The sequence below is a fragment of the Rubritepida flocculans DSM 14296 genome (genome assembly GCF_000425365.1).
GTDB lineage: Bacteria > Pseudomonadota > Alphaproteobacteria > Acetobacterales > Acetobacteraceae > Roseococcus > Roseococcus flocculans.
In genome coordinates, this window is the sequence record NZ_AUDH01000015.1 from 1 (window position 1) to 22,097 (window position 22,097).

The window sequence follows — 22,097 nt, forward strand, 5'->3', positions numbered from 1 at the left end:
GGGTAACTGATACGGCCGGCATCACATGCCGACCGTATCGCGCGCAGGGTTGGTGGGCACCCATCGAAGCTTTGCTTCGATGGGACCCGGTGTGGCGGCTGCGCGCCAGGACAAAGGCATACCAGCGGCCGCACCGACTCCTCAGGAGTCGAAATCAGCGGCCGCTGGTATGAGGGGGCGCAACCCCTTGTTGCGGTGCGGCAGCCGCCCTGCCTATGCTCGCGCCGACACAGGGCGAGGCGCGATGCTCCCGACGATCCTGGGCCTGGACCATCTCGTGGTCGCGGTGCGCGACCTGGACGCGGCGGCGGCCGAGTGGGCCGCGCTCGGCTTCACCCTCTCGCCGCGCGGAATGCACAGCGCGCATATGGGCAGCGGCAACCACACCATGATGTTCGGGGAGGACTACCTCGAACTGCTCGGCGTGCTGACGCCCCGGCCGCACAACGAGGCGCTGCGCGCCTTCCTCGCCGCGCGCGAGGGGCTGGAGCGCGCGGCCCTCACCACCACCGACGCCGAGGCCGGCGCGGCGGCCCTGCGCGCGCGCGGCCTTGCGGCCACGGGGCCCGTGCATTTCGGCCGGCCCGTGCCGCTCTCGCCGGAGAAGGTGACGGAGGCGCGCTTCTCCGTCTTCCACTGGCCGCGCGAGGAGGCGCCCGGGGGCCTTGGCCTCTTCGCCTGCCAGCACCACACGCGCGATGCGGTGTGGGTGCCCGCGCTCCAATCTCACCCGAACGGCGTGACGCGCATCAAGCGCGCGCTGGTGGCGGCGCGCGATCCGGCCGGCGCGGCCGCCTGGTGCGCGCGGCTGCTCGACAGCGCCGTGCGCGAGGAAGCCGGCCAGCACCTCGTGCCCACCGGGCCGGGCCGCGCGGAGATCGGCTTCGCCCCGCGCGCGGCCATCGCCGCGCTGGGCGGGCTCGATCCGGCCCGGCTGCCCGAGGAGGGTGGCGCGGCCATCCTGCTCGCCACGCCGCAGCCGCGCCCGCCGGCCTTCGCCACCGGCACGCTGATCCTGTTCGACACCCCCTGAAGGAGTGCGCCGATGACCGGACCCACCCGCCGCGAGACCCTGCTGCTCGGCGCCGCCGCGCTCGTTCCGGCCAGCGCCCTGGCCCAGGCCGAGACGCCGCGGCGCGGCGGGGTGCTGACGGTGCATTTCGCGACCGAGCAGCGCATCCTCAACCCCTCGCTGCAGGCCTCCACCGGCGTCTACATCGTCGGCGGCAAGATCCAGGAGGCGCTGCTCGACCTCGACGCGCAGGGCAACCCGGTGGGCGTGCTGGCGGAATCCTGGGAAAGCGCGCCCGACGGCCTCACCCACGTCTTCCGCCTGCGCCGCGGCGTGACCTGGCATGACGGCCGGCCCTTCACCTCGGCGGACGTGCAGTTCACCGCCATGGAGATGTGGAAGAAGATCCTCAACTACGGCACCACGCTCCAGCAGTTCCTCACCGAGGTCCAGACGCCCGATCCGCACACCGCCATCTTCAAGTACGAGCGGCCGATGCCGCAGGGGCTGCTGCTGCGCGCGCTGCCCGACCTCGGCTACATCTCGCCCAAGCACGTGTTCGAGACGGGCGACATCCGGCAGAACCCGGCCAACACCGCGCCCGTCGGCACCGGGCCCTTCCGCTTCGTGCAGTACGAGCGCGGGCAGTTCATCATCGCCGAGCGCAACCCGAACTACTGGCGCGAGAACATGCCCTATCTCGACCGCGTGGTCTGGCGCGTGGTGCCCGACCGCGCGGCGGCGGCGGCGCAGATGGAGGCGGGGCAGATCCTGTTCAGCCCCTATTCCTCGCTCACCATCGCGGACATGCAGCGCCTCGGCCGCGATCCGCGCTTCGAGGTGACGACGCGGGGCAACGAGGGCAATGCGCGCACCAACACGCTGGAGTTCAACTTCCGCACGCCGCAGCTCGCCGACATCCGCGTGCGCCGGGCCATCGCGCATGCGCTGAACGTGCCCTTCTTCATCGAGAACTTCCTCGGCCCCTTCGCCAAGGTGGGCACCGGGCCCATCCCCTCCGTCTCGACCGACTACTACCCCGCGGGCGACATCCCGCAGTACCGCTTCGACCAGGCGCTGGCGAACCGGCTGCTCGACGAGGCCGGGCACCGGCGCGGCGCGGGCGGGGTGCGATTCAGCCTGCGCCTGCACCCCGCCCCCTGGGGCGAGGACATCGCGCTGTGGTCCACCTTCATCCAGCAATCGCTGCAGCAGGTGGGCATCCGCATCGAGATCGTGCGCCTCGACGCCGCGGGCTATCTGCGCACCGTGTACAACGACCACGCCTTCGACCTCGCGACCGGCTGGCACCAGTACCGCAGCGACCCGGCGGTGAGCACCACGGTGTGGTATCGCTCGGGCAGCCCGCGCGGCGCCCCCTGGACGAACCAGTGGGGCTGGGTGGACCCGCGCATCGACGCCATCATCGACAACGCCGCCACCGAGGTGGACCCCGCCCGCCGCCGCGCCCTCTACGCCGATTTCGTGCGCGCGGTGCAGACCGAGCTGCCGCTGTGGATGCCCATCGAGCAGATCTTCGTCTCGGTGTTCAACCGCCGCGTGCGCAACGGGGGCAACAACCCGCGCTGGGCCTCCTCCTCCTGGCACGACACCTGGCTGGCCTCCTGACGCCTTGAGGGTCTTCAAGCTCGCGCTGCGGCGTCTGGCGGCCTCGCTGCCGACGCTGCTGCTCATCCTCGTGGGCATGTTCCTGCTGCTCCAGCTCGCCCCCGGCGATACGGTGGACGCGCTGATGGCGCAGATGGGCGGGGGCGACGCGGCACTGGCGGAAGAGCTGCGCCGCTTCTACGGCCTCGACCTCGGCATCGCCGCGCGGCTCGGGCAATATCTGCTGCGGCTCGCCACACTCGATCTCGGCTTCTCGGCCATCTACGGCAAGCCGGTGGCCACCGTGATCCTGGAACGGCTGCCGGCCACCATCCTGCTGATGGTCTCCGCCCTCTCCTTCGCCTTCTTCTTCGGCCTGGTGCTCGGCGTCATCGCGGCGCGGCGCGTGAACCGCTGGCCGGACACGCTGATCTCCACCCTCGGCCTCATCTTCTACGCCACGCCGAGCTTCTGGTTCGGGCTGATGGCCATCGTCCTGTTCAGCGTCCATCTGCAATGGCTGCCGGCGGGGGGATTCTCCGACATCACGCAGGAACTCACCGGCATCGCAGCGCTGCTCGACATCGCGCGCCACCTGGTGCTGCCGACGCTGACGCTCGGGCTGATCTTCCTCGCCATCTATCTGCGGATCATGCGCGCCTCGATGCTGGAGGTGCTGAGCCTCGACTTCGTGCGCACCGCGCGCGCCAAGGGCCTTTCGGAAACGCGGGTGGTGGCGCGCCATGTGCTGCGCAACGCCATGCTGCCCATGGTGACGCTGATCGGCCTGCAGGCGGGCACCATGCTCGGCGGCTCGGTGGTGGTGGAGAGCGTCTTCGCCCTGCCCGGCCTGGGGCGGCTGGCCTACGAGAGCGTGGTGCAGCGGGATCTGAACACGCTGCTCGGCATCGTCTTCGTCTCGGCGCTGCTCGTCATCGCCATCAACTTCCTGGTGGACATCCTCTACGCGCGGCTCGATCCGCGCATCTCGGCGGATTCCTGATGCGCGCGCTCCGGGCCTATCTGCGCAGCCCGCCGGCGCTTTTCGGCAGCGCGATCCTCTTCGCCGTGCTGTTCATGGCGGTGACGGCGCAGTGGTTCTATCCGAACGATCCGCTGGGCCTCGCGGGCCGGCCGCTGCAATGGCCGGGGGCGAATCCGCGCTTCCCGCTCGGCACCGATCCTTCGGGGCGGGACATCGCGGCCCAGCTCTTCCACGGGGCGCGCGTCTCGCTGCTCATCGGCGTCGTCGCCACCGCCATCGCCGTGCTCATCGGCATCGCGATGGGCGCGGTGGCGGGTTTCTACGGCGGCGGGGTGGACACGGGGCTGATGCGCGTCACCGAGGCCTTCCAGACCCTGCCCAACTTCCTGCTGCTGCTGGTGCTGGTGGCGGTGTTCGGCAGCAGCATCGAGACGGTGACGATCGCCATCGGCCTCGTCTCCTGGCCGCCGGTCGCGCGGCTCACCCGCGCCGAGTTCCTGACGCTGCGCACGCGCGAGTTCGTGCAGGCCTGCCGCGTGCAGGGGCTTCCGGACGCGCATCTCATCCTGCGCGAGGTGCTGCCCAACGCGCTGCCGCCGGTGATCGTCTATGCGAGCGTGGTGATGGCCGTGGCCATCCTGCTGGAGAGCGCGCTGGCCTTTCTCCAGCTCTCCGACCCCAACGTGCCCTCCTGGGGCAACCTGATCGGGCTCGGGCGCAACGTGCTGCGCACGGAGTGGTATGTCTCGGCCATTCCGGGCGTGGCCATCCTGCTCACCATCCTCGGCGTCTCGCTCGTCGGCCAGGGGCTGAACGACGCGCTGAACCCGCGCCTGGCGAGCGGGCGATGAGGCGGCTCGAGGTCGAGGGCCTCTCCATCCGCCTGCCCCGCGGGGCGGACCGGGAGTTCGCCATCCAGGATGTCTCGCTGCATCTGGATTCGGGCGAAATCCTCTGCGTGGTGGGCGAGAGCGGCTCGGGGAAATCCGTCACCGCCTCGGCGGTGATGGGGCTGCTCGCGCCGGGGCTCTCCGTCGCGGGCGGCGCGATGCGCCTCTCGGGCGAGGATCTGCGCGCGAAGTCTCCCGAGGAGTGGCGCCGGCTGCGCGGCCGCCGCATCGCCATGGTGTTCCAGGAGCCGATGACCGCGCTCAACCCGCTGATGAGCGTGGGCGCGCAGCTTTCCGAGATGTGGCGCGTGCATCTCGGCCTCGACCGGCGCGAGGCGGAGGCGCGCGCGCTCGCCGGGCTGCGCGAGGTGAAGCTGCCCGACCCCGAGGGCGCGCTGCGCGCCTTCCCGCACGAGCTCTCGGGCGGGCAGCGCCAGCGCGTGATGATCGCCATGGCGCTGGCGCTGGAGCCCGAGGTGCTGATCTGCGACGAGCCCACCACCGCGCTGGACGTGACCACCCAGGCGCAGGTGCTCGCGCTCATCAAGGATCTGCAGCGCCGGCATGGCACGGCGGTGATGTTCATCACCCATGATTTCGGCGTGGTGGCCGAAATCGCGGACCGCGTGGCGGTGATGCAGCATGGGCGCGTGGTGGAGCAGGGCGCGGCGCGCGACATCCTGACCAGGCCCGAGCACCCCTACACCCGGGCGCTTCTGGCCGCGGTGCCCGGCGCCTCGGCCCCCGCGCCGCGCCCGCTCTCGCCCGATGCGGTGCTGGAGGTGCGCGGCCTGTCCAAGACCTACGCCACGCGCGGCCTGTTCCGCCGGCGCAGGCCCGTGCGCGCGCTGGACGGCGTGAGCGTGACCCTGCGGCGCGGCGCCACCCTCGCGGTGGTGGGGGAGAGCGGCTCGGGCAAATCCACCCTCGCGCGCTGCGTGGTGGGGCTGCTCGGCGCCGATGGCGGGGAGATCGTGATCGGCGGCGCGCCCCTGCCCCGGCGGCGGCGCGAGGCGGCGCGGCTCGTGCAGATGGTGTTCCAGGACCCCTACGCCTCGCTCAACCCGCGCCGCCGGGCGGGGGCGCAGGTGGCGCAGGGGCCCATCGCCGCCGGCACGCCGCCCGGCAAGGCGATGGAGGAGGCGCGGCGGCTGTTCGGCCTGGTCGGCCTCGACCCCGAGGCGGTCTCGCGCTTCCCGCACGAGTTCTCGGGCGGGCAGCGCCAGCGCATCGGCATCGCGCGCGCCCTGGCCATGCAGCCGCAGGTGCTGGTGGCGGACGAGCCCGTCTCCGCCCTCGACGTCAGCGTGCAGGCGCAGGTGCTGGCGCTGCTGCGCGATCTGCAGGCGCGGCTCGGCCTGTCCATCCTGTTCATCACGCACGATCTGCGCGTGGCCGCGCAGCTCTGCGACGAGGTGGCGGTGATGCGCGACGGCGCGGTGGTGGAGACGGGGCGCATCGGCGAGGTCTTCGCCGCGCCGAAGCATCCCTACACCCGCAGCCTCATCGAGGCGATCCCGGGCCGGGCGCTGCTGGGCGCGTGATCACGCGCGCTTCGGCAGCACGCCGACCACCGTCTCGGCCTCGATCTTCAGCACATCGGCGGGGCGCGGGAAGGGGGCGGGCTTCGCCTCGCCCGGCTGCTTCTCGCGCCCGATGCGGGCGAAGAAGGTCTCGAGACCGCCGGGCAGGATGAGCCACAGGAAGGTGAGCGGCCCGGATTCGGCCGCCTGGAAGCGGTGCGGCCGCCCCTTGCCGAGGAAGAAGCAGCTCCCCTTCGCCATCGGGTGCTCCTGGCCCTCGATCAGCGCGGTGCCCTCTCCGTCGAGGACGAAGATCACCTCCTCGTTCTCCGGATGGACGTGCTCCCGCACGAAGCAGCCGGGGTCCACGGTCTGGGTGCCCATGGCGAAGGGGGCCTCGGCGCCGATCTCGGCCGAGGAGAGGAGCACGCGCACGAAGCCGTTGGCCGGCACGGGCTGCCAGTATTCGCGCCCGCCTTCGGGCGGAAGGATGACAAGGGGGCTGTCGGGCATGGGGGCCTCCGGATGGCGAGGCCCCGAGCCTAGCAGCCTCGCCGCCGCATTGCCCGGAATCGCGATGCGGCCGGGGGCCAGGCCGCCCGGGTCAGGGCGCGATGCGCCCCTCCATCGGGCTCGAGGCGTCGGCGCGGTAGGCGCGCGGCATGCGCCCGGCCAGGAAGGCCTCGCGCCCCGCGATCACGGCGTGCTTCATCGCGCGCGCCATCCGCACCGGATCGGAGGCGTGGGCGATGGCGCTGTTGAGCAGCACCGCATCGCAGCCGAGCTCCATGGCGAAGGCGGCGTCGCTCGCCGTGCCGATGCCCGCATCCACCAGCACGGGCACCTTGGCCTGCTGCTTGATGGCGCGGATCAGGAAGGGGTTCACCACCCCCATGCCCGAACCGATGGGCGCGCCGAGCGGCATGATGGCCACGCAGCCCATCTCCTCCAGCCGCTTCGCGGCCACGGGGTCGTCCGCGCAATAGACCATCACCTCGAAGCCGTCGGCGATCAGGGCGGCGGCGGCCTCGAAGGTGGCGGCCATGTCGGGGTAGAGGAAGGGCGGGGGCCCCAGCACCTCCAGCTTCACCAGGTTCCAGCCCCCAGCCTCGCGCGCCAGGCGCAGGGTGCGCACCGCCTCCTGCGCGGTGTGGCAGCCGGCGGTGTTGGGCAGATAGGTGTAGCGCGTGGGCGGGACGAAATCCTGCAGCATCGGCGCGTTCGGGTCGCTGAGGTTCACCCGCCGCACCGCGACGGTGACGATCTCGGCCCCGCTCGCCTCGATGGCGGCGGCCGTCTCCTCCAGCGACTTGTAGCGCCCGGTGCCGACGATGAGGCGCGAGCGGAAGCTGCGCCCCGCGACCGTCCAGGCATCGGGCTCGGTGAGGGAATCCATGGGTCAGCCGCCCCCGATGAAATGGACGATCTCGATGGCGTCGCCGGGCGCGAGCCGCGTCTCGCCGTAGAGGGAGCGCGGGACGATCTCGAGGTTGCGCTCCACGGCCACTTTCTGGGCGGGCAGGCCGAGCTCGGCCAGCAGGGCGGCCACGGTGGCCGCCGCCACGCGCCGCTCCTCGCCGTTCACGCGGATGCCGATGCCCCCGGTCATGCGGCAGAGATGGCCCGGCGGCGCGCCCTCGGCAAGCCGGGCCGGCGCAGGCGCGGGTTGCGGGGCGGGCGGGGCGGTGCTACCGGCTGCGGACCCTGCGGCGGGCCGCGCGTCGGCCCGGCCCCTCATCTCGGCTGCGCCCCATGAACCTGATCGCCGTGCTGAACGGCCCCAACCTCAACATGCTCGGCACGCGCGAGCCGGAGAAATACGGCACCGCGACGCTGGACGACGTGGAGGCGCTCTGCGCCGAGACGGCCGAGGAGCTCGGGCTCGCCATCGACTTCCGGCAGACCAACTCGGAGGGCGAGCTGGTCACCTGGATCCAGGAATGCGCCGGGCGCGCGGCGGGCATCGTGATCAACCCCGCGGGCTACACCACCAACTCGGTCGCGGTTCTCGACGCGCTGCTCGCCGTCGGGCTGCCGGTGATCGAGGTGCACATCACCAACATCCACCGCCGCGAGGAATTCCGGCAGCACAGCCTCGTCTCCAAGGCGGCGACGGGCGTGATCTGCGGCCTGGGCGTGGCCGGCTACGCGCTGGCGCTGCAGGCCATGGCCGGGCTGATCGGGGCGGAGGAGGACGAGGACGCATGACCAGCGCCATCCAGTTCGACCCGGAGGCGATCCGCCGCCTCGCGGAAATCCTGCGCGAGACGGACCTGACGGAGATCGAGCTCTCCGAGAAGGACGCGAAGATCCGCGTGGCGCGGGTGATCCCGCCGCCGCCCCCCGCCCCGGTGGCGCCCAGCTATTACGCCGCGCCGGTGATGCCGGCGCCGATGCCGCCGCCGGCCATGGCGCCGGCCATGGTCGCCGCGCCCGCCGCAGCGCCGGCCGCGCCGCCCGCGCCGCCCCCGGCCTCGGCCGAGGCGGTGGATCCGAACCACCCGGGGCTTGTCACCTCGCCCATGGTGGGGGTGGCCTATCTCTCGCCGGAACCCGGCGCGCCGCCCTTCGTGACCGTGGGAAGCCGGGTCGCGGCGGGGCAGACGCTGCTGCTGATCGAGGCGATGAAGACCTTCAACCAGATCAAGGCGGCGAAGGCGGGCACGGTGACGCGCATCTTCGTCGAGAGCGGCATGCCAGTGGAATACGGCGAGCCGCTGGTGATCGTGGAATAGCGGCGCGCCCGGGCCACATGGCGAGAACCATCGCTTCCCTCCGAGCGTCCCGCCGCAGCGCGGCCGGCGCCGCCCACCCCACCGTCCGGCTCGGCGCGCCCGTGGCGCGGCGAAGCCAAGGCGCCGGAGCGCGTCCGGGCGGCCGCCCCGAGCCATCCGGCCGCACCGCGGCCGGCGCCGCCCACTTCCCCGCTTGGCCGGGCGCGCCCGTGGCGCGGCGGAGCCAAGGCGCCGGAGCCCCCGCGCGGCGACTCACCGCATCAAAAAGGCCCTCATCGCCAATCGCGGCGAGATCGCGCTGCGCGTGCATCGCGCCTGCCAGGAAATGGGCATCCGCACCGTGGCGGTGCACAGCACGGCCGACGCCTCGGCCATGCATGTGCGCCTCGCCGACGAGAGCGTGTGCATCGGCCCGCCCCCGGCGCGCGAGAGCTACCTCAACGTCGCGGCCATCCTCTCCGCCGCCACCATCACCCAGGCGGACGCGATCCACCCCGGCTACGGCTTCCTCTCGGAGAACGCCAAGTTCGCCGAGATGGTGGAGGCGCATGGCCTCACCTTCATCGGCCCCACGGCGGAGCACATCCGCATGATGGGCGACAAGATCACCGCCAAGGAGACGATGCGCCGCCTGGGCGTGCCACTCGTCCCCGGCTCGCCCGGCGCGCTCTCCTCGCTGGAGGAGGCGCGCGCGGTGGCCGCCGAGATCAAGTATCCCGTGCTCATCAAGGCCGCGGCCGGCGGCGGCGGGCGCGGCATGAAGGTGGCCCACGACGAGGCGGGGCTGGAGGAGGCCTGGCGCGTCGCGCGCACCGAGGCCAAGGCCGCCTTCGGCGACGACAGCGTCTACATGGAGAAGTATCTCGACCGGCCGCGCCACATCGAGCTGCAGATCCTGGCCGACACCCACGGCAACGTGGTGCATTTCGGCGAGCGCGACTGCTCGCTGCAGCGCCGGCACCAGAAGCTGGTGGAGGAGGCGGGCTCGCCCGTGCTGTCCGCGGCCGAGCGCGACGCGCTGGGCGCGCAGGTGACGCGCGCGCTGCGCCAGCTCGGCTACCGCAACGCGGGCACGCTCGAGTTCCTCTGGCAGGACGGGCAGTTCGCCTTCATCGAGATGAACACCCGCCTGCAGGTGGAGCATCCGGTGACGGAGATGGTCTGCGGCATAGATCTGGTGCGCGAGCAGATCCGCATCGCCGCGGGCGAGCGCCTGGGCTACGGGCAGGAGGATGTGCGCTTCTCGGGCCACGCCATCGAGTGCCGCATCACCGCCGAACACCCCGAGACCTTCGCGCCCTCGCCGGGGCGGGTGACCACCTATCACGCGCCGGGGGGGCTCGGCGTGCGCGTGGACAGCGCGCTCTACTCCGGCTACACGGTGCCGCCGCATTACGACAGCCTGGTGGCGAAGCTCGTCGTGCACGCGCCGACGCGCGCCCAGGCCATCGCGCGCACCCGCCGCGCGCTGGACGAGATGGTGGTGGACGGCATCGAGACGACGCTGCCCCTGCACCGCCGCATCATGGACGACCCCGAGTTCCAGCGCGGCGACTACACCATCCACTGGCTGGAGCGCTTCGTCGCGCGGGGAGGATGAGCCGGGCGGCGTGCCCGGCCTCCCGCGCCGTGACACTTGAGGTTCTTTTTTGTTAAAAAGTCTCATTTTTGTTGACATCTGAAGAAAGGGTGAAGAGGATCGGGCCATGCCGGCCCTCCCCTTCTCGCCCCGTGACCTGCTGCCCCCCTTCGGCCTGAACCCCTGGACCGGGGGGCCGGCCCGCAGCGCCACCCTCACCGTCCATCTCGACGACAGCCTCGCCCCCGCCGAGAAGGCCGCACTGCGCGCCGCCCTCGCCGCCTGGGACGAGGCCTCGGGAGTCCTCTTCGTGGAGATCCCGAAGCCCGGCCAGGCCAGCCTCGCCTTCGCCCGCGGCGCGGCGGCCTCGGTGCAGGGCGGGGCCGTGACCCTCACGGGCGGGGAGGATATGGCGGCGCTGCTGCGCCTCACCGGCGCGGCCCTCGGCCTCAACCCCGTCGCCGAGGGGGCCGATCCGGCGCTCACCGTCATGGCCGAGGGCGGGCGCTCCTCCCGCCTCCTCGACTTCGACATCGAGGCCATCCAGGCCCTCTTCCTCTCCGACGCCGAGGAGGCCTCGGGCATCCGCTGGGGCTATGACGCGCGGCTCGATGCGCTGCGCGCCGACATCCTCGCCTTCACCGGCCGCGAGGCCCATGGCACGGCGGGGCGGGACGCGCTCTTCGGCGGCGTGGGCGATGACCGCCTCTTCGGCGGCGCGGGCGAGGACTGGCTGATGGGCGGGCCCGGCGCCGACTGGCTGATCGGCGGCGAGGGCTTCGACACCGCCGCCTGGGCCGAGCTGCGCCGCGAGGTGGCGGTGGATCTCCGCTTCCAGCGCGTCAGCACCGAAAGCGGCACGGACCAGTATGACGGAGTCGAGCGCCTTGCCTTCCGCGACGGGTTCTGGGCGCTCACCACCGCCGACAACGCCTGGCAGGTGGAGCGGCTCTACCAGGCCCTGCTCGGCCGCGCCGCCGACCCGCAGGGCCTCGCCGGCTGGACCGCCTTCCTCGACCGCGGCGGCACGGCGGAGGAGCTGGTGGCCCGCATCTTCGCCAGCGAGGAATACCGCAGCCGCTTCGGCGCGGCCGACGAGGCCGCCCGCGCCCGCGCCGCCGCCGCCCTCTCCCCCGAGCCCGAGGCGCCCCTCGACAACCCCATCTGGGTGCCGGACGAGGAGGCGATGCTCGCCGTGCGCTTCCACCTTCTCTGCACCGGGGAACTGCCCAGCCGCGCCGCCTTCGACGCCTGGCTGGACCGGCTCGAGGCCGCGCCCAGCCCCCTCGCGGGCGCCGAGGCCTTCCTGGCCGAGACCGGCGGCCCCTACGCCGATGGCGCCGCCCTGCTGGCCGCCGCCGAGACCCTCTCCTTCATTCTCGACACCGGGCGCTGGGTGAACGAGGGCGTCCTTTTCTGACGCAGCACGCCTTGCCAGCGCCCCGCCCCCGCGCGACGCTTCGCCCATGAGCGGCTGGCGCGCCCGTGCGGGCACCCTCTTCACCCCGGAAAAGAGCCCGGCCCGCGGGCGCGGGGGCATGGTGGTGACCAACCACCCCGCCGCCTCCACCGCCGGCCTCGCCATGCTGGCCGAAGGCGGCACGGCGGTGGACGCGGCGGTGGCCGCCCTGCTCGCCCTCAGCGTCGTGGAGCCGATGATGGTCGGCGCCTTCGGCGGGGGCCTCATGCACATCGCCACCCCCGAGGGCGCGCATGAGGTGCTGGACGGCATGGCCTGCGCCCCCATGGCCGCCCGGCCCGAGATGTTCGAGGGGCGCGACCCGAAGCTGCAGAGCCTGGGCGCGCGCAGCGTCTGCGTCCCCGCCAACCTCCTGGCCTGGGAGGCGGCGCTGGCCCGGCACGGCCGCCTCTCCCTCGGCGATGTGGCCGCGCCTGCGCTGCGCCTCGCCGCGCGGGGCTTCGCCGCCTCGCCCTACCTCGCCGAATGCGTGGCCGAGGTGGCGGCGGACCTGGCGCGCGACCCCGGCATGGCCCGGCTCTTCCTGCCCGGCGGCGCGCCGCTCCGGCCCGGCCAGCGCGTGGCGAACGGCGCGCTGGCCGAGACGCTGCGCACCCTCGCCCGGGAGGGGGCGGCGGCGCTGCACGGCGGGGATCTCGGCGCCTCCTGCGTCTTCGACCTGGCGCGCAAGGGCGGCATGCTCTCGACCGACGATCTGGCGGCGGCGCGGATGATCCGGCGCGACCCGGTGCGCGGCCTCTATCGCGGCGTGGAGGTGATCGGCCCGCCCCCGCCCTCGGCCGGGGGCGTGCATGTGCTGCAGATGCTCCACTTCGTCGAGGGCTTCGACATCGGCGCCCTGGGCTTCGGCACGCCCGCCAGCCTGCACCTGATCGCCGAGGCGCTGAAGATGGCCTTCGCCGACCGCGCCGTGGCCACCGCCGACCCCGATTTCCTGCCCGTGCCGGTCGCGCGCCTCATCGCCAGGGACTACGCCGCCGCGCGCCGCGCCCTGTTCGACCCCGCCGCCGCGCGCGCCTGGAGCCCCGGCCTCGCGCCGGACCGCGAGAGCGCCAACACCACCCACGTCACCGTGGCCGACGCCGAGGGGCGCATCGCCTGCTGCACCCACACCATCAACAGCCTCTTCGGCGCGCGCATCCTGCTGCCGGAGAGCGGGCTGATCCCCAACAACTACATGGCGCTGTTCGACCCCATCCCGGGCCGCGCCCAGTCCATCGCGCCGGGCAAGCGCGTCACCACCTCCATGTCGCCGCTCATCCTGCGGCGCGAGGGGCGGCCGCTCGCCGCGCTCGGCCTGCCCGGCGGGCTGCGCATCTTCGCCTCCACCTTCCAGGCGGTGATGAACCTGCTGGACCACGGCATGTCCCTGCAGGAAGCGGTGGAGGCCCCACGCCTCTGGACCATGGGCGGGCCGGTCGAAATGGAACCCGGCTTCGACGACGCCACCCGCGCCGCCCTCTCCGCCCTCGGCCACGACACCCTGCCCGTGCCCCATGTCGCAGGCGGCATGTGCGCCATCCGCTTCCACGAGGACGGCGAGATGGAAGGCGCCGCCTGCTGGCGCGCCGACGGCAGCCCCGCCGCCCTCGCCGGCGGCCTCGCCCGCCCCGGCGTCCGCTTCTGGCCCGACGCAGCGCGCGGCTGAACGGAGAACGGAGACAGGCCGGCAGGGGCGCGCGCGAGATGACCACTGGGGAGGGCTCTGCCCTCCCCAGACCCCACCTGCCAAAGGCCATTGGCCTTTGGAAACCATCGGTTGATGGGAAGGGAGAGGGAGGGGCATGGCGTGCCCGGCCTCACGGGCGCGCCAGCGACGCCCCTCCCTCTCCCTTCCCATGAATGGGTTCCGAGGGCCCACTGGCCCTCGGCGGGATGGGGTATCGGGGAAGGGCGGCGCCCTTCCCCGGGCCGCTCGGCGCCCCGGTCCCGGCCTGTCTCCGCTATCCGATCGCCAGCACGCCGGCGAGGGCGAGGAGGGTGATGAAGCCTGTGCTGGCGGCGCCCAGCAGCAGGGGGGTGGCGCCGCGGGCCTTGAGGGCCTTGAGGTCCGTCTGCAGGCCGAGCGCCGCGACGGAGGCGGCGAGCATGAGCGGCACGAGGAAGCGGCTTGCCTCCACGGCGAAGGCCGGGACGAGGCCGGTGGAGCCGAGCGCGACGAGGCCGAGGAAGCCGAAGGCGAACCAGGGCACGGGCGCCTTGACGGGCCCGGCCTCGGCGTGGGTGCGGCGGGCGACCCACCAGCCCAGCGCCAGCACCGCGGGCGCGAGCAGGAAGACGCGCGCGAGCTTCATCACCGTGCCGGACTGCGCGGCCTCCGGCCCGCCCGCCGCCGCCGCGCCCACCGCCTGCACCACCTCATGGATCGCCGCCCCGGCCCAGAGCCCGTAGCTCTCGGCGGGCATGCCCATGAGGTCCGCGAGATAGGGGAAGAGCACCAGCGCCAGCGTGCCGAACAGGGTGATGACGGCCAGCGCGTAGGTCACATCCTCCTCGCGCCCGCGCGCCACCTGGTTGGCCGCGACGATGGCCGAGGCGCCGCAGATGGCCGTCCCCGTGCCGATGAGCTGCGCCAGCGCCGGGTCCACCCCCATGCGCGCGCCGAGCCAGATGGTGAAGGGCAGGGTGGCGGCCACCACCAGCACCGCCAGCGCCAGCGCCCCCGGCCCGAGCGACCAGAGCATGCCCAGCGTCACCTGCAGCCCGAGCAGCACGATGGCCGCGCGCAGCACCGGCCGCACGGCATAGGCCACGCCCGGCTTGAGCGCCGCCGGCCGCCCCACCGCCGCCCCCACCGCCACGCCGAGCACCAGCGCCACCACGACGGGGTTCAGCGCGGCGATGCCGGTGAGGTTCCGCAGCAGGATCGCCAGCGCGGCGATGCCGAAGCAGAGAAGCAGCCCGGGGGCGAGGTTGCGGAGGCGCTGGGCGAGAGGCTGCGCGGGGGCGCTGGCGGTGCTGGGGGCGGCCATGAATCCGGCGTGGGGACGTTTCGCCCGCGACCCTCCCGCCGGGGGGGCCGGGCGTCAAGCCGGGGGCGGGCTATTCGGCGGCGAGGGGCCGGGCGGGGGAGAGGCCGAACCCCTCGGCCAGCAGGGTGAGCGAGCGCGCGCGCGCCGCCGGATCGTGGCAGGGGGTGAGCACCGCCACCTCCTGCACGCCGAGCTCCGCGGCGAGCGCGGCGAGGCGCTCGCGCACCTCCGCCGCCGTGCCGATGATCGCGCGCTCGCGCATGCGTGCGACGCGGGCGCGCTCCTCCTCGGTGTAGGGGTAGGCTTCGGCCTCCTCGGCCGTCGGGAAGGGCGGGAAGACGCCGCGGTCCCGGAAGAGCCGCCAGAGCGCGCGGGGGGCGAAGAGGCGCTCGGCCTCGGCGCGGGTCTCGGCGGCGAGGGCATAGACGGCCACCGCCGCATGGGCGGGGCGGCCGCGCAGCTCGCGGAAGCCCTCGCGGTAGATCGCCAGCGCCTCCTCCGCGCCGCGCCCGTCGGTGATGAAGCTGGCGAAGCAGTAGGGCAGGCCGAAAAAGGCCGCCACCTGCGCCCCGTAGTCGCTGGAGCCGAGGATCCAGACCTCCGGCGCCGTCTCCACCTCGGGCGAGGCGCGCACGGCGCGGAAGGGGTGGTTCTCGGGCAGCCCGTCGCCCAGCCAGCCCAGAAGATCCCGCACCTGCTGGGGAAACAGATCGGCCGCCTGGGCGGCGTTGGGGTTCAGCGCGAAGGCGGTGCGCCCGTCGCTGCCCGGGGCGCGGCCGAGGCCGAGGTCGATGCGGCCCGGCGCGATGGCCTCCAGCGCGCGGAACTGCTCGGCCACCTTCAGCGCGGAGTAGTGCGGCAGCATCACCCCCGCGCTGCCCACCCGGATGCGGCGCGTGGTGGCGGCGATGGCCGCGATCAGGATTTCCGGCGCGCTGCCCGCATGGCTCTGGCTGTTGTGGTGCTCGGCCAGCCAGTAGCGGGCGTAGCCCAGCCGGTCCGCCAGCCTGGCCATCTCCAGCGTCTCGCGGATTGCCTCGCCCGGGCCGCGGCCGGAGACGATGGTGGACTGGTCGAGGATCGAGAGGGCGGGCAGAACCATGCCCCCAAGGTAACGAGGCGAGGGACCACCATGGAAGAGAGCTTCATGCGCCGCGCCATCGCCCTCTCCTGCCAGGGGGTCGAGGAAGGCGGCGGCCCCTTCGGCGCGGTGGTGGTGCGGGGGGGCCGCATCATCGGCGAGGGCCGCAACAACGTGGTCCCGGGGCGCGACCCCACCCAGCACGCCGAGATCGTGGCCATCCGCGCCGCCTGCGCGGCGCTCGGCACCCATGACCTGACGGGGGCGGTGATCTACACGAGCTGCGAGCCCTGCCCCATGTGCCTCTCGGCCATCTGGTGGGCGCGCATCGGCGAGATCGTCTATGCGAATGACCGCGCGGGGGCGGCGGCCATCGGCTTCGACGATGCCGCGATCTACGAGGAGGTGGCCCGCCCGCTCGAGGCCCGGCGCCTGCCCCTGCGCCGGCTGCTCGCCGAGGAGGCGCGGGAGGCCTTCCGGCTCTGGGAGGCGAAGCCGGACAAGATGCCGTATTGAGTTTTTGACGAGGCTACCCCTCGCAGCCCGGCGGCGGTGCGCGGCCCTTGGTCTGCGCGACGAAGGCGCGCCAGTGCAGCACCAGCGGGCTGTCGGACCAGCCGCGCAGGCTGCCGAGCCAGTTGCGCGCGGGGCTGATGACGTCCTCGACCGGCGCGGTGCAGAGCGTTCCCAGGGGCGCGCGCCCGCCGCCCGTCAGCGCCGGGGGGGCCAGCGCGAGCACCGCGGCGAAGGCGGCGGCGAAGATCGGGAAGCTGCTGCGCATGGCGGGCACGGCCTTCCGGTGCGGTCAACCGCCGGGATGCGGCGGGCCGCGCCCCATGCGCGGCATGATGGCGTCTGCAGGAGACATGCCATCGCCGCGATGATGAATCCTTCGTGAAAACAAGCCATTCGGCTGTCCCGATCCGCGCGATCCGCGAAAGCTCTTGCATTTTGCAACGCAAATGCGCGCGCCGGTGCGGGCGCGGGGCAGCCTCTCAACCGAAGGTTGCCCCCGCCAGGGCAGGCCGGGCCTCATGGCACGTCCGGCGCAGGCGCCGCCCGTCTCAGGGGCCGCCGATGATCTCCCGCCCCGTGACCGTCACCGTGCGGTTGCGGCAGAGGTCGAGCCCGGCGAGTTCGGCCGCGCTGCCGTCCACGAACACCACGCGCACATGGCTCGTGCCCGGCGGTACCCGGGCGGAGAAGGCCCCTCCGACGGGCAGCGTGCCAGGGGCGAGCAGATCCTCCCCCCAGGCCCCGGGGCCCTCGGGGCTGGCGTAGAACTGTTCCACCGCCAGCCGCGCCTCGTTGCGCAGCGTCACGGGGCCGGTGCAGGCGCCCAGCGCGCCCGGGCCGGGCGCCTCCGCCGCGCAGGCGGCCAGCAGCGGCAGGGCGAGAAGGGCCAGCCGCCTCACCACGCGGGCTCCTTCACCGGCATGGCCGCGCCGCCGGTCAGCGCCTCGCCGGCCTCGAGCAGCACATCCTCCCGGTAGCGCCCGGCCAGGAGCTGCACCCCCACCGGCACCCCCGCCGGGGTGAAGCCGGTGGTGACCGCAAGCCCCGGCAGCCCCATCAGCGGCAGCCCCACCTGCGTGAGCTGCGCCTCCATGATCTCGCAGAACCGCTCGAAGCCGCGCGTGTCGTCCTCGTTCGGGAAGGGCAGCTCGCCCGAGACGGGGCAGAGCACCAGCGGGAAGCGCTCGAAGAACAGCTTCCACTGGCGCAGGAAGCCCGCGCGCGCGGTCAGCCCGTCCTGGAACTCCTCCAGGCTGGGCGGCGGGGCCAGGCGCTGCATGTGGCGATAGACGGCGAGCGAGGCGGGCTCGTTCTCCTTCTCCACCATCGCCATGGCGCCGCGCGGCAGGGTGGCGAGCCAGAGCATGGCCTGCAGCCGCGCCGGCTCTCGCAGCGGGGGCAGCGCGTCCACCTCCTCCACCGCCCAGCCGGCCTCGCTGAGCCGGGAGGCGGCCGCGCGCAGCGCCGCCTCCACCTCGGCCGCCACCTTCATCCCCTCGGGCGCGACGCAGAGGGCGGCGCGTTTCGGCACGGGCGGGCCCTGCAGCGGCGCGTCCACCCACCAGGGGTCGCGCGCATCGCGCGCCGCCATGGCGGCGAGGCCGAGGCGCAGATCCTCGATGCTGCGCGCCAGCGGCCCGCTCACGGCCATGAGCTGCGGGCCGATGTCGCGCTCGGGCAGGGAGGGGTTCCAGGCCGGGATGCGCCCCAGGGTGGGCCGCAGCCCATGGATGCCGCAGGCATAGGCCGGGTAGCGGATGGAGCCGCCGATGTCGGTGCCGTGGCCGATGGCGCCGATGCCCGCCGCCGTGGCCGCGCCCGCCCCGCCCGAGGAGCCCCCGGGCGTGATCTCCCGCCCATGCGGGTTGAAGGTCGCGCCATGGACGAGGTTCGAGCAGAACCAGCGCACCGAGAAGGCCGGGGTGTTGGTGCGCCCCAGGATCACCGCGCCCGCGCGGCGCAGGTTCGCCACCACCGGGTTGTCCTCGCGCGCGCGGTGGTTCCGCTGCAGGGCGAGGCCGTTGGTGGTGGCCTGGCCCGCCTGGTCCACATTGACCTTCACCGTCACGGGCACGCCGGCCAGCGGGCCGGTGGCGAGGCCCGCGGCCACCGCCGCATCCACCGCCGCGGCGGCGGCCAGCGCCTCCTCGTGCAGCGGCGCGACCACGGCGTTGAGCTTCGGGTTCACCGCATCGAGCCGCGCCAGCGCGGCGCGCGCGACCTCCACGGCCGAGACCTCGCGCGCCTTCACGCGCCTTGCCGTCTCGGCCGCCGTCCAGCCCCACATCGCGCTCATCGCCGCCCCCTTCGCATCGCGGGGCGCATCCTTCGCGCCACGCGGCGGGGCGTCAATCGCCCGCCGCGCCCCCGGTGCCGAAGCCCTTGCCCGGCTTGCGGTATTCGGGGCGGGGCGGGCTGAAGATGTCGAGCACCTTCGCCCCCTCGGGCCCCGCCTTCATGGTGTGCGGCACGCCGCCCGGGGTGCGCCAGAAATCGCCCTTCCGCACCGGGATTTCCTCCCCGCCCTGGATGCGCACGGCGCTGCCCTCCAGCAGCAGCCCCCACTGCTCCTCCGGGTGGTGGTGCATCACGCCCATGGTGTCGGGCGCGATGGTGACGATGGAGAGCATGGCCTGCTCGCCCGCGAAGATGCGCGTGGTGAGGCCGGGGGCGAGTTCGCGGAACAGGCCGTCCGCCTCGTCATGGATGTTGTGGAACTCCGCGCGCTGGCTCATCCGCCGCCCCCCTCTCCCTCCGGTGCCGGGCCTTCATAGAGGGGGCGGGGACGGACCGGAATGCGCCTCCGCCGGCTTTGACATCCGCCGCCCCTGCCTTATGTCCCGCCCATCCTCCGGGCGCGGGGCCTTCCCCGCCCGCCCTGCAGCCGGGCTCCGATGACCGACACGCCGCTCCACCTCATCCGCAACTTCTCCATCGTCGCACACATCGACCACGGAAAGTCCACGCTCGCCGACCGGCTGATCCAGTTCACCGGCGCCGTCTCCGAGCGCGAGATGAAGGATCAGCTCCTCGACAACATGGAGATCGAGCGCGAGCGCGGCATCACCATCAAGGCGCAGACGGTGCGGCTGCGCTACAAGGCGAAGGACGGGAACACCTACATCCTCAACCTCATGGACACGCCGGGCCATGTGGACTTCGCCTACGAGGTGAGCCGCAGCCTGGCCGCCTGCGAGGGCTCGCTGCTGGTGGTGGACGCCTCCCAGGGCGTGGAGGCGCAGACTCTCGCCAACGTGTATCAGGCCATCGACGCGAACCACGAGATCGTGCCGGTGCTGAACAAGATCGACCTGCCGGCGGCCGAGCCCGAGCGCGTGAAGCAGCAGATCGAGGACGTGATCGGCCTCGACGCCTCCGAGGCGGTGGAGATCAGCGCCAAGACCGGCCTCAACATCGAGGGCGTGCTGGAGGCGATCGTCACGAAGCTGCCCCCGCCCAAGGGCGACCCCGACGCGCCGACCAAGGCGCTGCTGGTGGATTCCTGGTACGACAGCTACCTCGGCGTGGTGATCCTCGTGCGGGTGAAGGACGGGCATCTGCGCAAGGGCCAGAAGATCCGCATGATGTCCAACGGCGCCACCTACACGGTGGACCAGGTGGGCGTGTTCACGCCCAAGATGGTGCCGGTGGACAGCCTCGGCCCCGGGGAGATGGGCTACCTCACCGCCGCGATGAAGACGGTGGCCGACACCTCGGTGGGCGACACCATCACCGACGACCGCAACCCGGCCCCCGAGCCGCTGCCCGGCTTCAAGCCCTCGATCCCCGTGGTGTGGTGCGGCCTCTACCCGGTGGACGCGGACGATTTCGACAAGCTGCGCGACGCGCTGGCCAAGCTCAGGCTCAACGATTCGAGCTTCCACTACGAGCAGGAGACCTCGCTCGCCCTCGGCCTCGGCTACCGCTGCGGCTTCCTCGGCCTCCTGCACCTCGAGATCATCCAGGAACGCCTGTCGCGCGAGTTCGACCTCGACCTGATCGCGACCGCGCCCAGCGTGGTCTACAAGCTGCGGATGACGGACGGCTCGGTGCAGGAGCTGCACAACCCCGCCGACATGCCGGACCCGACCAAGATCGCCGCCATCGAGGAACCCTGGATCAAGGCCACGATCTTCGTCCCCGACGAGCATCTGGGCGCCATCCTCACCCTCTGCAACGAACGGCGCGGGCAGCAGGTGGAGCTCACCTATGTCGGCAGCCGGGCCATGGCCGTCTATCGCCTGCCGCTGAACGAGGTGGTGTTCGACTTCTACGACCGGCTCAAGTCCGTCAGCCGCGGCTATGCGAGCTTCGACTACGTGATGGACGGCTATTCCGAGTCCGACCTCGTGAAGATCAGCATCCTGGTCAACAACGAGCCGGTGGACGCGCTGGCCTTCATGGCGCACCGCTCCGCCGCCGAGAAGCGCGGGCGGGCGATCTGCGAGAAGCTGAAGGAACTGATCCCGCGCCAGCTCTTCAAGATCCCGATCCAGGCGGCGATCGGCGGGCGCGTCATCGCGCGCGAGACGATCTCGGCCCTCTCCAAGGACGTCACGGCCAAGTGCTACGGCGGCGACATCACGAGAAAGCGCAAGCTTCTCGAGAAGCAGAAGGAGGGCAAGAAGAAGATGCGCCAGTTCGGCAAGGTGGAAATCCCGCAGTCCGCCTTCATCGCCGCGCTGAAGATGGACGCGTGACGCCCGGTTGACACCCGCGCGGCGGGGCGCGAAGGGGCGTCACGCCACTCTCACGGAATCATCATGTCGCTCGCCTTCGTCTTTCCCGGCCAGGGCAGCCAGGCCCCGGGCATGGGCCGGGACCTCGCCGACGCCTTCCCCATCGCCCGCGAAACCTTCGAGGAGGTGGACGAGGCGCTGAAGCAGAAGCTCTCGCGCCTGATCTTCGAGGGGCCGGCGGAGGAGCTCACCCTCACCGCCAACGCGCAGCCGGCGCTGATGGCCGTCTCGGTGGCCGTGACGCGGGTGCTGGCGAAGGAGGGCGGCTTCGACCTCGGCCGGCAGGTGGCGCTGGTGGCGGGCCATTCGCTCGGCGAATACAGCGCGCTGACGGCGGCGGGCTGCTTCGACCTCGCCACCGCCGCGCGGCTCCTGCGCACCCGCGGGGAGGCGATGCAGGCCGCCGTGCCGCCGGGCGAGGGCGCGATGGCCGCGCTGCTGGGCGCCGAGCCCGAGCAGGCCGCCGCCATCTGCGCCGAGGCCGCCGGGGGCGAGGTGCTGGAGGTGGCGAACGACAATGGCGGCGGCCAGGTGGTCGTCTCCGGCGCCGCGGCGGCGGTGGCGCGCGCGGTGGAGGCGGCGAAGGCCGCGGGAATCCGGCGCGCGATGATGCTGCCCGTCTCCGCCCCCTTCCATTGCGCGATGATGGCCCCGGCCGCCGAGGTGATGCGCGAGGCGCTGGGCAAGGCGGCCATGGCGCACCCGGCCGTGCCGGTCGTCGCCAACGTCACCGCCGCCCCGGTCAGCGATCCGGACACGATCCGCGAGCTTCTGGTGCGGCAGGTCACGGGCACGGTGCGCTGGCGGGAATGCGTGGCCGCCATGGTCGCCGCCGGCTGCACGCGCTTCGCGGAGATCGGCGCGGGCAAGGTGCTGACGGGGCTGATGAAGCGCAACGCGCCCGAGGCGCAGGCGCTCGCCCTCAACACCCCGGCCGACATCGAAGCCTTCCTGAAAAGCCTCTGAGAGGAGCGCGC

At 73.0% G+C, this 22,097-nt stretch carries 22 protein-coding genes; 13 read left to right on the top strand and 9 right to left on the bottom strand.

Annotation, left to right across the window (positions count from 1 at the left end; all coding sequences use genetic code 11):
- Nucleotides 1-244: 244 nt before the first annotated feature.
- Genes H596_RS21445 through H596_RS0112815 form a run of 5 tightly spaced genes read left to right on the top strand, consistent with a single transcriptional unit; the run spans nt 245 to nt 6,039 of the window.
- Nucleotides 245-1,033, top strand: coding sequence for a VOC family protein (locus tag H596_RS21445; protein ID WP_051212951.1), 789 nt, complete (start codon nt 245-247; stop codon nt 1,031-1,033).
- Between the two features lie 12 nt (nt 1,034-1,045).
- The gene (locus H596_RS0112800; protein WP_027285228.1) at nt 1,046-2,641 is read left to right on the top strand and encodes an ABC transporter substrate-binding protein; all 1,596 of its coding nucleotides are present in this window, start codon (nt 1,046-1,048) and stop codon (nt 2,639-2,641) included.
- A 4-nt stretch (nt 2,642-2,645) separates the two neighbouring features.
- Entirely contained in the window at nt 2,646-3,623 is a 978-nt protein-coding gene (locus H596_RS0112805; protein ID WP_027285229.1) for an ABC transporter permease, read from the top strand.
- Nucleotides 3,623-4,456, top strand: coding sequence for an ABC transporter permease (locus tag H596_RS0112810; protein ID WP_027285230.1), 834 nt, complete (start codon nt 3,623-3,625; stop codon nt 4,454-4,456). The genes H596_RS0112805 and H596_RS0112810 overlap by 1 nt, the downstream gene beginning before the upstream one ends.
- On the top strand, nt 4,453-6,039 hold the full coding sequence (locus H596_RS0112815) for an ABC transporter ATP-binding protein (RefSeq protein WP_027285231.1): 1,587 nt from the start codon (nt 4,453-4,455) through the stop codon (nt 6,037-6,039). The genes H596_RS0112810 and H596_RS0112815 overlap by 4 nt, the downstream gene beginning before the upstream one ends.
- Here the strand turns inward: H596_RS0112815 and H596_RS0112820 are convergent, their stop codons facing one another.
- From H596_RS0112820 to thiS, 3 genes are all read right to left on the bottom strand, one after another.
- Entirely contained in the window at nt 6,040-6,531 is a 492-nt protein-coding gene (locus H596_RS0112820) for a cupin domain-containing protein (RefSeq protein WP_027285232.1), read from the bottom strand.
- 91 nt (nt 6,532-6,622) lie between these two features.
- A complete protein-coding gene (locus H596_RS0112825; RefSeq protein WP_027285233.1) occupies nt 6,623-7,414 on the bottom strand; it encodes a thiazole synthase in 792 nt (263 codons plus the stop codon).
- Nucleotides 7,415-7,417: 3 nt separating this feature from the next.
- Entirely contained in the window at nt 7,418-7,627 is a 210-nt protein-coding gene (gene thiS / locus H596_RS25045; protein ID WP_245584008.1) for a sulfur carrier protein ThiS, read from the bottom strand.
- Nucleotides 7,628-7,770: 143 nt separating this feature from the next.
- On the opposite strand from thiS, the gene aroQ reads away from it, so the two are divergent.
- From aroQ to ggt, 5 genes are all read left to right on the top strand, one after another.
- Entirely contained in the window at nt 7,771-8,226 is a 456-nt protein-coding gene (gene aroQ / locus H596_RS0112835) for a type II 3-dehydroquinate dehydratase (RefSeq protein ID WP_037301320.1), read from the top strand.
- Nucleotides 8,223-8,753 (top strand): acetyl-CoA carboxylase biotin carboxyl carrier protein, encoded by a 531-nt coding sequence (accB, locus tag H596_RS0112840; RefSeq protein WP_027285236.1) that lies wholly within the window; start codon nt 8,223-8,225, stop codon nt 8,751-8,753. Before aroQ ends, accB begins: the two co-directional genes overlap by 4 nt.
- Before the next feature lie 259 nt (nt 8,754-9,012).
- Entirely contained in the window at nt 9,013-10,353 is a 1,341-nt protein-coding gene (gene accC / locus H596_RS0112845) for an acetyl-CoA carboxylase biotin carboxylase subunit (RefSeq protein ID WP_027285237.1), read from the top strand.
- Between the two features lie 106 nt (nt 10,354-10,459).
- Complete coding sequence (locus tag H596_RS0112850) at nt 10,460-11,752, top strand: calcium-binding protein (RefSeq protein ID WP_027285238.1); 1,293 nt, start codon at nt 10,460-10,462, stop codon at nt 11,750-11,752.
- Between the two features lie 46 nt (nt 11,753-11,798).
- Entirely contained in the window at nt 11,799-13,460 is a 1,662-nt protein-coding gene (gene ggt, locus H596_RS0112855; protein WP_027285239.1) for a gamma-glutamyltransferase, read from the top strand.
- Nucleotides 13,461-13,755: 295 nt separating this feature from the next.
- On the opposite strand, the gene H596_RS21450 is transcribed toward ggt, so the two are convergent.
- Together H596_RS21450 and H596_RS0112865 are read right to left on the bottom strand one after the other, a co-directional pair.
- Nucleotides 13,756-14,784, bottom strand: coding sequence for a YeiH family protein (locus tag H596_RS21450; RefSeq protein ID WP_037301324.1), 1,029 nt, complete (start codon nt 14,782-14,784; stop codon nt 13,756-13,758).
- 70 nt (nt 14,785-14,854) lie between these two features.
- The gene (locus H596_RS0112865) at nt 14,855-15,886 is read right to left on the bottom strand and encodes an LLM class flavin-dependent oxidoreductase (RefSeq protein ID WP_027285240.1); all 1,032 of its coding nucleotides are present in this window, start codon (nt 15,884-15,886) and stop codon (nt 14,855-14,857) included.
- Nucleotides 15,887-15,916: 30 nt separating this feature from the next.
- Between H596_RS0112865 and H596_RS0112870 the strand changes: the two genes are divergently transcribed.
- Entirely contained in the window at nt 15,917-16,381 is a 465-nt protein-coding gene (locus H596_RS0112870) for a nucleoside deaminase (protein WP_027285241.1), read from the top strand.
- A 13-nt stretch (nt 16,382-16,394) separates the two neighbouring features.
- Here H596_RS0112870 and H596_RS0112875 read toward each other — a convergent pair whose 3' ends face one another.
- From H596_RS0112875 to H596_RS0112890, 4 genes are all read right to left on the bottom strand, one after another.
- Complete coding sequence (locus H596_RS0112875; RefSeq protein ID WP_027285242.1) at nt 16,395-16,646, bottom strand: hypothetical protein; 252 nt, start codon at nt 16,644-16,646, stop codon at nt 16,395-16,397.
- Nucleotides 16,647-16,929: 283 nt separating this feature from the next.
- Entirely contained in the window at nt 16,930-17,280 is a 351-nt protein-coding gene (locus tag H596_RS0112880; protein ID WP_156910112.1) for a hypothetical protein, read from the bottom strand.
- Complete coding sequence (locus H596_RS0112885) at nt 17,277-18,677, bottom strand: amidase family protein (RefSeq protein WP_027285244.1); 1,401 nt, start codon at nt 18,675-18,677, stop codon at nt 17,277-17,279. The genes H596_RS0112880 and H596_RS0112885 overlap by 4 nt, the downstream gene beginning before the upstream one ends.
- Before the next feature lie 52 nt (nt 18,678-18,729).
- Nucleotides 18,730-19,116, bottom strand: a complete 387-nt coding sequence (locus H596_RS0112890; protein ID WP_027285245.1) for a cupin domain-containing protein — start codon at nt 19,114-19,116, stop codon at nt 18,730-18,732.
- A gap of 159 nt (nt 19,117-19,275) precedes the next feature.
- On the opposite strand from H596_RS0112890, the gene lepA reads away from it, so the two are divergent.
- Together lepA and fabD are read left to right on the top strand one after the other, a co-directional pair.
- A complete protein-coding gene (gene lepA / locus H596_RS0112895; protein WP_027285246.1) occupies nt 19,276-21,081 on the top strand; it encodes a translation elongation factor 4 in 1,806 nt (601 codons plus the stop codon).
- 63 nt (nt 21,082-21,144) lie between these two features.
- Nucleotides 21,145-22,086: an ACP S-malonyltransferase gene (gene fabD / locus H596_RS0112900; RefSeq protein ID WP_027285247.1), complete on the top strand. Its 942-nt coding sequence runs from the start codon at nt 21,145-21,147 to the stop codon at nt 22,084-22,086.
- The last annotated feature ends 11 nt before the right edge of the window (nt 22,087-22,097 follow it).